Source organism: Vibrio sp. 03_296, assembly GCF_002265885.1.
In genome coordinates, this window is sequence record NZ_NPKW01001094.1 from 1 (window position 1) to 446 (window position 446).

Consider the following 446-nt stretch of genomic DNA (forward strand, 5'->3'; position numbering starts at 1 on the left):
TTGCTCAATCAAAGCGATAGCAGGCAGAAAGCGCGCTCTCTGTAATCCATTACGATATAGCTCTTGCGGTACAATGTTCGACGTCGCCACCAGTATCATTTGACGCCTAAACATCGCCTGCATCAGCGTACCAAGAATCATCGCATCGGTAATATCCGAAACAAAAAACTCATCAAAGCAGACAATGTCCGCCTCTTCCTTAAACACATCAGCCACTTTTTCCAGTGGATTTTCTACATCACCTAACCGTTTCAGTTCATCGTGAACTCGATACATAAAGCGATGAAAATGAACGCGCATTTTGCGTTGAGTAGGCAAAGCCTTCAAAAAAGTATCCATGAGATACGTTTTCCACGCCCAACACCACCCCAAAAATTAGAGTCCTTGTGGGGGCAATTTGGCTGGCGGCTGTTTGGCCTTAATAATTTTTGCCAACGCGTTTGTTG

General features: G+C 44.8%; 1 pseudogene. It reads right to left on the minus strand.

Going from position 1 to position 446, the window contains the following annotated elements:
• Positions 1 to 446, minus strand: a pseudogene (zapE, locus tag CIK04_RS30025) (cell division protein ZapE); the annotation flags it as partial.